This window comes from Nostoc sp. MG11, assembly GCF_014904695.1.
Taxonomy (GTDB): Bacteria; Cyanobacteriota; Cyanobacteriia; order Cyanobacteriales; family Nostocaceae; genus Komarekiella.
This window is the reverse complement of the sequence record NZ_JACXXN010000088.1, coordinates 1-9688: the sequence shown is the minus strand read 5'-3', so window position 1 is coordinate 9688 and position 9688 is coordinate 1. Positions and strand designations below refer to the sequence as shown.

Here is a 9688-nt window from a genome sequence, read left to right as displayed (position 1 = left end):
AAATTTACCCCTTGATGACCAAACCCCGGCATGAATTACGTAAACAATTGCAAACTGCTTAATTGGTAAGCGTTTCCGCTTTTCTTAGTGCCATTCGATAAGGCGTAAATAGAAGGTTCGTGCAACCAGGGGCAACCAGTCATTGAAATCTTTGCCCAGTGAGAGGTTCAGCCATTATCCATTTCTAATGATTGACCCCAGTTTTTCCCCCTTTACTATAAGTAAACTTAATATATATTTTTGATTGCATTTGACAAAATACTTAAAGTCTGCGTAGAAAGAATTGGGACATTATAACGACAGATTCATTTATGCTTTGGGAGCAACTGGTATTTCCTGAACGGAGAAGATAATGAATGGTTAAACCACCTCAAAGTACAGAAGAACTTGTAGAAAATTGGACTCTTGTTCCCCAAGAATTAGAACTGGTTTTGAAGAAAGTTGGTGCAGGACAGATTGGTTTTGCCATTTTACTGAAATATTTTCAAATAATGGCTCGTTTTCCCGACTCAGAAGCAGAAATACCAGAAACTGTAATTACATACATAGCATCACAACTAGAAGCAGACCCATCATTGTATTCTCATTACAATTGGCAAGGGCGTTCCATCAAAAATCATCGTGCCGAAATTCGAGATTTGTTTGGCTTTCGGACAGCTACAATGTCTGATTCTGACGAGATATCAGATTGGTTAATTGCTTGCATTTTACCCAACGGACAAAGATTTGAACCACTCGAAGAACAAATATATCAAAGATTTCGCTTATTACAAATTGAACCACCAACATGCAAACAAGTTGAACGTTTAATTCGTAGTGCCATAAGTCAATATGAAAGCAACTTCTGTCATCATAGTTTTTCTAGACTATCAGAAGAAACTATTTCTCAAATTGACATTCTCCTAACCACAGAAGAATCAGATAATGAAGCTGAAAAACCAGATACTTTGAAACTAAAAACTTCCGAGTTTGCCTTTCTCAAAACAGATCCAGGACCAGTTGGATTAGGAAGTTTCTTAACCGAAATCGAAAAACTAAAACGTATTCGTACAGTTGGTTTACCTCCTGACTTATTTGAAAGAATATCACCAAAACTGATTAAAACATACTGTCATCGGGCTGCAACAGAAACTCCTTACCTTTTACGACAACATCCACCTGCCATTCGCTACACTCTGATGGCAGCTTTTTGTCTCCGACGCTCTCAAGAGATTACCGATAATCTAATCGAGTTACTAATGTCAATCATTCAACGCATTGGTAGAAGTGCTGAAAGGCGCATCAACAAAGAATTAATCTCGGACTTTAAAGAAGTAACAGGAAAAACCAATCTCTTATTTCGCATTGCTGAAGTAGCTGTAGCTGAACCTTCGGGAGTAATTGAAAAAGTGATATATCCTGTAGTATCACAAAAAACCCTCAAAGATTTGGTGGCTGAGTATAAAGCAACTGGTACAGCTTATCGCCAAAGAGTCCACACCATAATGCGTTTATCCTTTGCCAGTCACTACCGCCGGATGATTCCTCAACTTTTAGAAGTCCTAGATTTTTCCTCCAATAATGATATTCATCGTCCGGTAATTCAAGCATTAGAGTTACTCAAAAAATACACCTCAAGTAAAGCTCGATATTATGATGCAGGGGAAGAGATCCCAATTGATGGAGTCCTCAAAAGCGGTTGGAAAGAAATTCTCCTAGAAACCGACTCTGACGGAAAAGAACGTATCAACCGTATCAACTACGAAATTAGCGTTTTACAAGCTCTTAGAGAAAGACTCAGTTGTAAGGAAATCTGGGTAGTAGGAGCTTCTCGTTATGGTAATCCAGATTATGATTTACCAACTGATTTTGACCAAAATCGTCAGATTTACTATCAGGCTTTAACACTTCCTGAAGATGTAGAAACCTTTATCTCAAACTTACAACAACAAATGACACAAGGGTTAGAGAAACTAGATCAGGGGATGCCCAGAAACCAAGATGTTGCTATTATCGGTAAAAAAGGTCAAAGTTTAATTAGACTTAGCCCTTTTGACCCTGCACCTGAACCCATCAATCTTAAACAACTCAAGGGGGAAATTAATCGAATTTGGCATCAAGCCAGTCTTTTAGACATTCTCAAGGAGACGGATTTAAGAGTAGATTTTATCCAGAACTTTAAAAGTATGGGGACAAGAGAAATTCTTGATAAAGAAACACTACAAAAACGATTATTGCTCTGTCTTTACGGCCTGGGAACAAATACAGGATTAAAGAGAATTAATACGGGCATAAATGGTGAAAACTATCAGGATTTACTCTATGTACGTCGTCGTTATATCCATAAAAAGCAGTTACGCAGTGCCATTGCGGATGTTATTAATGCCATTTTCGAGATTCGTTTACCACACATCTGGGGTGAAGGAACTACTACCTGTGCCAGTGATAGCAAGCATTTTGGAGCATGGGATCAGAACCTTATGACCCAGTATCATTTGCGTTATGGTGGTCGGGGAGTGATGATTTATTGGCACGTCGAGAAGAAGTCGTCCTGTATCTATTCCCAACTCAAAACTTGCTCTAGTAGTGAAGTTGCAGCCATGATTGAAGGAGTGTTACGTCACTGTACCAATATGGATGTGCAGAAAAACTATGTGGATAGTCACGGTCAAAGTGAGGTGGCGTTTGCTTTTACGCACCTGTTAGGATTTCAGTTAATGCCCAGATTGAAGCGGATTAAGGTACAGAAGTTATATCGTCCTTATACTGGACAATCCGATGCTTACCCTAATCTACAGGCTATTCTGACTCGTCCGATTAATTGGGATTTGATTCGCCAACAATATGACCAAATGGTGAAGTATACTACTGCTTTAAAGTTGGGAACGACAGAAACTGAAGCTATTTTAAAACGTTTTAGCAAAAATCCTTTCAAACATCCTACTTATCTGGCTTTACTCGAATTAGGACGAGCAATTAAAACAATTTTCTTGTGTCAGTATCTTGACGAGTCGGAAGTACGACGGGAAGTTAATGAAGGATTGAATGTAGTAGAACGATGGAATGGGGTTAATGATTTGATTTTTTATGGCAAAGGTGGCGAATTTGCTTCAAATCGCCTGGAGAGTCAAGAGTTATCAGTGCTATCTTTGCATCTATTGCAGATATGTTTGGTCTATGTGAATACTTTGATGATTCAGAGTGTTCTAGAACAGAAGCATTGGCAGGAAAAGCTAACAGAAACCGATAAAAGGGCAATTACTCCTTTGATTTTCAGTCATGTCAACCCTTATGGTACATTTAAGCTGGATCTCAAAGAAAGAATTGCTGATTTAACGCAACAAGCAGTCGCTTAATCCCTCCAGAAGTTCTCAAATCTGTGATTTGACATTTGGGTATAGCGTATTGTGTGGTGTATATTCTTGTGTCCTAAGTAATCTTGAATTGCTCTGGTATCGTGACCTTGGGCTGCTAAATAGTAGCCACAAGCATGACGCAGTTGATGTGGATGAACCTCAAAGGGAATTTGAGCTAATTTTCCAGCTCTAGCTATAATATGGCGAATCAAACGAGTTGATAAAGGAGCTTTGCGTTCGGATACGAAAACATAGTTTGTATCAGGATAATCTCTATATATTTGACGTAAAGCTCTTAATTCGGGCGAACGCAACGGATGAATGCTGTCATGTCCATGTTTTACACGATGTATCTCTATATAACCTCCTACTAAATCTATTTGCGACCATTTCAGAGCCACTAATTCGGCTGTTCTAAGCCCGTGACGAAACATTAATAATATGATCGCTCCATCTCTAACAGGATGACGACCGATTTTTTTAGCTGCACGAATCAGGGCTTGGACTTCTGATGTGAGCAGATATTCTCTTTCCCTGATAGATGCTTTTTTTGGTGGAGGAGAAAATATCTTTGCCGAAAATGGAAGTTGGACTGAAATAGATAGCATGGGTCAATTCCTCATGCTTGCATATGTATCTTCATTATACTTTGCCTAAAATGAGACGAACTAGGCAAAGTTATCATTTGTATTTCTTATCAATTAAGGCTAAAAAAAGGGTAATTTTTACAGAATTTTACAAGGTTGCCCCTGGTTGCACGAACCTTCTATTTACGCCTAAACGCAATGCACCACACGTCAAGGGTATCCTGAATCTGACCATCCCTCCTGATGAATCTGCCATGTGGATTTTGGGGCAGTATCTCACGCAACTTGGATTGTCTACAGAATCGCGGCGTCCCTCGGAGGATGGTCAACGGATTCGGTACTATCGTCTGAATACTGATGATGTTGCGTTTGCCCGAAAGGTACTGGAGTACCGCCAACGGCAGCGCGAGGAAAGGGAAAAACAGCGTCAGGAGCAGCAGGAACGAAATGCAGTTTATGCAGCTAGGATGCAGACTCAGTATGGAATTGCACCGACTAGCCAAGCCCCGTCCACACCCCCCAATTATGAAGATGGTGGTAATAATCGGGGGGGTGTGGCCCAAGAGGAAAGCCTCAGTGATTCTTGGTGGAAGCGAGTTAAATATTATGCTCAGTTAGTAGCTCAGAGAGTAGAGTGTGGAGCGGATCAGGTTAAAGAATTACTCAGTACACTGACGAGTGATGAAAGGTGGGGGGTGATGCTTGAATTTGAACAGAGGGAATCCCAGTTGTTTACTCGACTGGTGTTAGCTGCTCCACAATGGACTGAGTGGATGAGCTGAATTATTAGGCTTTTTGTTGCGCTGGGTGTGAGCAATTATCCATAATTGAATTGAATGGAGTAGTCTGTTCTGATTATGTAGCTTGAATTAAGATAGATGCTGCAACCAGATTCACTAAAATCCAGAGGGATCAATATCTGTGAGTTAGAGGCAACTTTTGAATGGTTGTGTTTAGATTCGATTACCTATATTACAGACTGCTTGGAGGCTTGTAACTCTGCGGACATGCTTGCTGATTTAAGAGAGATTTTTCCACGTCTTGCATTGAAAGTAGCAAGTGTGAAAGTCCACCAATTGCAAAGAAAGCGGATTACCAAATGGCTAGAAGAACTTAATAGAGAAGTTTAGAGGTTAGCACGGTATCATCAAAAACCGAACAGGGGCTTATGATCTGCTGTGGGTTTATATCTCAATACTATCAACCAAAATTCCGGCTGGGTTGAGTTTATTGAGGGAGTAGCAACGAGAATTCAGTCAAAGATTTGCGCTTATCAAACGTGCCATTCGCCTTTAGCAAAGTCGAACTGAATTGCTTTTCGATACAAGGAGATACAACTGGAAGGGGCACTCTTTTTTTAAGAGTGTCCCTTCAAAACAGTACAAAAGCCTCAGAAAGTATACTTCGCTGAGAAATATCCAAAGAAAAGCGGTCTTAAACAACTGCTACCTACTCAACAGGTTATTAACTTGGTTAAGTGGGAAACAGCGATACACGAACACCAGAACCGAACGATAGATGAGCAGTAATTGAAAAACCCACCAAACCTCAATCAGCAGTTGGTTGATATTTCTGCCAGTAGACCCTAGCGCTGGCCTGATTTTTCTACTTTATCCCCCTATAGGATGAGTTACTAAGCTGTTATTTGCTTTATAGTTGATAGTACCCTGCGTAAATCCTTTTCCTCGTGTTTCAACTTTTGTATAACAGCGGCAGCAACTCATTAAATCACCTGTTGCGGGAGAAATTATTTTTGTAATTGTCTACCCCAAGTGGTCTATCAACCTTTCAAATTTAACATTTAATAAGAGGATATTTTCGCTAGCTTTACATTTTCTTAAAGTGAATATTTTTTCTAACCTAAATCTTACATATCTTACATAAATCCATCTTACTAATTCCAGAAGAAAATAATCAAATCTTAACAATGAAAGTTAGAAGCTGCGAGCTTAAAAGTGCAACTAAACCAAATACTTGGTTCAACTAGAGAAATTATTAGTGGGAGATTCCAGATTGGACTACCCATAAAAATCTGAGATGACCTAGTTTCTCAGATGATCATTAAATGCCTGACTGCCAAGTGTCTCTTAGAGGAGAATGCTTGTGTGATTGAAAAATTAGAATAGGTGGCAAGCGTAGCAGTCAACCAATAAAAAAGCACAAACTCAATACATACGTATAGTTAGTACAACTCCAGAATTTTTAATTCTGGTGCTAGTGGAAAGCCAAATTTTTCATGAAAATGAGGAAATCTAAGTAAAAATAGGCATAAAGGTCTATTCCGATAAAAAGCTTTTAACTGAAATAGTCGAAGTTCAAAATCTCCTGCTTGAACTTCTTTTGAGGTAGAAAAGCTCCCAGGAAAAATTTCATTAAATTGAATTTCAAACTTTCTAGCAGTTTCTAGAAAAGGTTTACCTATTAATTTAGCTGCATGATCATATGCTGGGTTAGGAATATTTTTTCTATATAGACTTTCGTCAAACCCAGCATTTAAAAGAAATTCAAAAAACTCATTTAATAATTTGGAGTTTTCACTTTCATTAAAACACTGCCATCCTTGAATTAGGCTGTATTGCAGTTCCTGGTAAATTTTAGGCAAAAGTAAGCTACTAATAGATGGTAGCTCATCTGCGTTTGGTTCCATTTATACTCCTTGATAAAACAATTTAAGAAGTTACTTGAAAAAGAAACAAGCTAAAATATGGTTACTTGATTACTAATAACCAAAAATATTCATGATTGAATAAGTCATAATTTAGAATTCAGAATTAAAACCTGCAATCTTGGTAGCGGGTTCAATTCCCTCACTAAAATTAACAAGTGATGCTCCGGCGTTGCTTACAAATTGGAGTAAACCTCGCTTACAAATTGGAGTAAACCTCATCTCTGACTTTTCGCTGATTCAAAACCAGCAAAATTTCAATTTCTTGGGAGATTTGAATCCGTTGATTCATACACCAAATCACTCCAATAAAATCTGAATTCTGCGACTAACACATAGATTATTTGTAGTTAAGATTAAGAGTATTGAAAGTTTGAAGAAGAATATATTCGTCAGAATACATTTGTCAGAATCAAGACGCTCGCGGACTCGCTAACGCTTCGCTATCAGTCGGGGATTCAGACCCGCGACTGATTGAAGACCACTAAATTTTCAATTTAGTGGGGGTGCAAAAACGCCTATTATTCAGACGCTCTCTACGAGACGCTGCGCGAACGCGGACTCGCTACCGCTACGCTATCCGCCAGTCGTACAGAACACCCAACTGAATTCTAACTCCTGAATTCTGTTTGATAAATTCATTTTACCCAACATATTACATGGTTCATCTAGCATTTGAGAGAGGAGGAACTAGACTGAGGTAAAAATAATTACATCTTTGTTTAATTAAACATATATATAAATGGAATTGAAATAGTCAGGTGTAAAGATACAATCTTATTCTTTATGTCTAAATAATTAATTCACCCATATTGATTTATTAAATATCAACTGACAAAATGGGAACAGGATAATTAAGTTTTGTAAAGCTAGTTTTTTAAAGCATGTAAGGCTAGCTTTTTTATTGGTAATGAATAGGAAAATTATTCAAATGTTTACAAATAAATTTAGCGGGCAATCTCTTTACTCAGTTTATGAATAAAGCTGAACCCACTATTCTACTAGTGTCTGACGTTCCTACACAAATTTTAATTAAGCATATGCTTGAGCGGGCATTTTTAGACCAGGTTTGTGTCTTAATAATGAACTCCAGAATCCAAGCTGTACACTATCTTGAAGAAAAACTTTCTAATACTCACAATTGGCGCTGTTTTCTACCAGTTGTAATACTAATAGATTTAAATTTAACCGTTTTATCAGATTTTGAGTTACTCAAGTGGATTAAACAACATCCCCTATTAATACATATACCAGTAGTGATTATGAACAACTCAGAAGATAAAGACCAAGTTTTAGAGGCAATGAATTTAGGCGCTAACGTTTACTTTGTTAAATCGCGCTCACTCAATAGTTTAGTCTACCTTGTGAAGGCTTTTTTACCATAGCAATTACACAATTTATGATTCTTAATTAACAGTTAGTCGTTAGTCATACAGATTAACTTTAAAAAATCGCTTCTTCTCTTAACAGCACAAAACTTTTTCGTTGGGGCAACCTTCTTAAATCAAGGATGAACTCTGCCATCAAGCATCATGGTTTTGTGAAGATTGGCTCCCTCAAGGTTGGCTTGCAAAAGATTAGCGAATAACAAGTTAGCTTGTGATAGATTGGTTTGTGATAGATTAGCGAATAACAAGTTAGCTTGTGATAGATTAGACATCTCCAAAATAGTATATTTTGTGGTAAAAGAACATCATAAGAAGTTTTTTGACACAAAAATATGAGTGATATACTGAATCACATTGAAGAGAATCCTAAAGAAACACAGAGGTTAATAGATCTGGAATATGAACAGTTACAACAATTAATCCAAAATGCGGAACGATTATATCATGAAAAACAAGCTTTATGAGAATCTAAGAAAGTTAGAATTATTGCTGGTGGAGGAGGTCGTAAACCAAAATTATCTATCAAAGAACAAATAATTTTAACCTTGATCTATCTCAGGCATATGACGACATTTCAACTTTTAGGTATCCAGTTTGGAGTAAGTGAGTCTACAGCCAATGATACGTTTAACTATTGGTTGCCTAACTTGCGAGAATTGCTCCCATCCAGCTTACTTGAACAAGTAAAAAAACGCTTCTGACTATGAAATAGTGAAAGAAGTACTCACAGAATATGAATTAATAGTAGATAGCTACGAACAAGTCAGAGAAAGACCTGGAGATAATGATGAACAAGAAAAATATTTTTCAGGCAAGAAGAGTAATCATACATTTAAAAGCTAAATGATTATCTTGCCTAATGGCAGTTATATCGTTGGTGTTGTAGCTGGACAACCGAGGACAAAAAGCGATATAACTTTATTCCGAGAATATCGCTCGGATTTTGACCAATATATTTACTACCTTTTATTTTAAGAAAAACCTTGATTTTGTATAACAGCCTTAAGGAGTAGCACTCAAATGACAAATCTTAATATTAGTAATCATACAAAACAACTTCTAGCTGGATACTGTGCCATTATCTTTGGAGGTTTTGGATTTCACAAGTTTATTCTAGGATATACCTACGAAGGCTTTATCATGTTAATGGCTTCTTTAGTTGGGAGTTACTTCACTTATGGCTTGACCCTATTAATTATGCAAATTGTAGGTTTATTAGAAGGCATGATCTATTTCAATAAATCTCATCATCAATTTGTAGATATCTACTTGATTAATAAACGCAGTTGGTTCTAAAAGCTTGTTAAAAATATAGATTTTATCCATTTAAAACTTCATTCATATTATTATATATTTTATCAAACTAAAGCGAGTTTTAAATCACCTGCTACTTCTTGAAAAACCATAAAAATCTTGTACTTAATTTGATAATTCATTTCCAAACAATTTGAACTATTAGTAATAATTCCTCTCTCCTTAGACATAATCTGAAATCTTGTTAGATATGCCAATCAATTCTCACAACCAATACACAATATATCTCTAAGCAGAAGGAGAGTAGCGAGCCAAGATAAGTATTTTAGAATTAAGACAATTTCATCAATCATTTATTAACGGCATAGAGCCGAGATCCCTGCAATAGCGGAAATAGAGCCTGAAAAGCCTTGCCAATTCTAGGTTTGAAAGATTTAGGAACTTGTGTAAATTGCAGTT

General features: G+C 37.2%; 10 protein-coding genes. 7 read left to right on the top strand and 3 right to left on the bottom strand.

Annotation, left to right across the window (positions count from 1 at the left end):
* Positions 1–356: 356 nt before the first annotated feature.
* Positions 357–3335 (top strand): Tn3 family transposase, encoded by a 2979-nt coding sequence (locus tag HCR01_RS35785; protein ID WP_193200650.1) that lies wholly within the window; start codon positions 357–359, stop codon positions 3333–3335.
* On the opposite strand, the gene HCR01_RS35780 is transcribed toward HCR01_RS35785, so the two are convergent.
* Positions 3332–3943, bottom strand: a complete 612-nt coding sequence (locus HCR01_RS35780; protein ID WP_193200649.1) for a tyrosine-type recombinase/integrase — start codon at positions 3941–3943, stop codon at positions 3332–3334. The two genes, HCR01_RS35785 and HCR01_RS35780, sit on opposite strands and share 4 nt — an antisense overlap.
* Positions 3944–3993: 50 nt before the next feature.
* Here HCR01_RS35780 and HCR01_RS39600 point away from each other — a divergent pair, with 50 nt between their 5' ends.
* Positions 3994–4704, top strand: coding sequence for a hypothetical protein (locus tag HCR01_RS39600; protein WP_226890019.1), 711 nt, complete (start codon positions 3994–3996; stop codon positions 4702–4704).
* Between the two features lie 96 nt (positions 4705–4800).
* Complete coding sequence (locus HCR01_RS35770; protein ID WP_193200648.1) at positions 4801–5052, top strand: hypothetical protein; 252 nt, start codon at positions 4801–4803, stop codon at positions 5050–5052.
* 1052 nt (positions 5053–6104) lie between these two features.
* On the opposite strand, the gene HCR01_RS35765 is transcribed toward HCR01_RS35770, so the two are convergent.
* A complete protein-coding gene (locus HCR01_RS35765) occupies positions 6105–6569 on the bottom strand; it encodes a hypothetical protein (protein ID WP_193200647.1) in 465 nt (154 codons plus the stop codon).
* Positions 6570–7561: 992 nt separating this feature from the next.
* Between HCR01_RS35765 and HCR01_RS35760 the strand changes: the two genes are divergently transcribed.
* A complete protein-coding gene (locus HCR01_RS35760; RefSeq protein WP_193200646.1) occupies positions 7562–7972 on the top strand; it encodes a response regulator in 411 nt (136 codons plus the stop codon).
* A gap of 119 nt (positions 7973–8091) precedes the next feature.
* On the opposite strand, the gene HCR01_RS35755 is transcribed toward HCR01_RS35760, so the two are convergent.
* On the bottom strand, positions 8092–8247 hold the full coding sequence (locus tag HCR01_RS35755; protein WP_193200645.1) for a pentapeptide repeat-containing protein: 156 nt from the start codon (positions 8245–8247) through the stop codon (positions 8092–8094).
* Between the two features lie 291 nt (positions 8248–8538).
* Between HCR01_RS35755 and HCR01_RS39595 the strand changes: the two genes are divergently transcribed.
* The 3 genes from HCR01_RS39595 to HCR01_RS35745 all read left to right on the top strand — a co-directional run bounded on the left by HCR01_RS39595 (position 8539) and on the right by HCR01_RS35745 (position 9271).
* Positions 8539–8676, top strand: a complete 138-nt coding sequence (locus HCR01_RS39595; RefSeq protein WP_264299988.1) for a helix-turn-helix domain-containing protein — start codon at positions 8539–8541, stop codon at positions 8674–8676.
* Between the two features lie 10 nt (positions 8677–8686).
* Complete coding sequence (locus HCR01_RS39590; protein ID WP_226890017.1) at positions 8687–8818, top strand: transposase family protein; 132 nt, start codon at positions 8687–8689, stop codon at positions 8816–8818.
* Positions 8819–8995: 177 nt separating this feature from the next.
* Entirely contained in the window at positions 8996–9271 is a 276-nt protein-coding gene (locus HCR01_RS35745) for a TM2 domain-containing protein (protein ID WP_193200644.1), read from the top strand.
* Positions 9272–9688: the final 417 nt, after the last annotated feature.

Excerpts from the sequence above, each read along its gene's own strand:
- HCR01_RS35785 (WP_193200650.1), top strand. The coding sequence starts at position 357 with ATGGTTAAACCACCTCAAAGTACAGAAGAACTTGTAGAAAATTGGACT.
- HCR01_RS35780 (WP_193200649.1), bottom strand. The coding sequence starts at position 3,943 with ATGCTATCTATTTCAGTCCAACTTCCATTTTCGGCAAAGATATTTTCT.
- HCR01_RS39600 (WP_226890019.1), top strand. The coding sequence starts at position 3,994 with ATGAGACGAACTAGGCAAAGTTATCATTTGTATTTCTTATCAATTAAG.
- HCR01_RS35770 (WP_193200648.1), top strand. The coding sequence starts at position 4,801 with ATGCTGCAACCAGATTCACTAAAATCCAGAGGGATCAATATCTGTGAG.
- HCR01_RS35765 (WP_193200647.1), bottom strand. The coding sequence starts at position 6,569 with ATGGAACCAAACGCAGATGAGCTACCATCTATTAGTAGCTTACTTTTG.
- HCR01_RS35760 (WP_193200646.1), top strand. The coding sequence starts at position 7,562 with ATGAATAAAGCTGAACCCACTATTCTACTAGTGTCTGACGTTCCTACA.
- HCR01_RS35755 (WP_193200645.1), bottom strand. The coding sequence starts at position 8,247 with ATGTCTAATCTATCACAAGCTAACTTGTTATTCGCTAATCTATCACAA.
- HCR01_RS39595 (WP_264299988.1), top strand. The coding sequence starts at position 8,539 with ATGACGACATTTCAACTTTTAGGTATCCAGTTTGGAGTAAGTGAGTCT.
- HCR01_RS35745 (WP_193200644.1), top strand. The coding sequence starts at position 8,996 with ATGACAAATCTTAATATTAGTAATCATACAAAACAACTTCTAGCTGGA.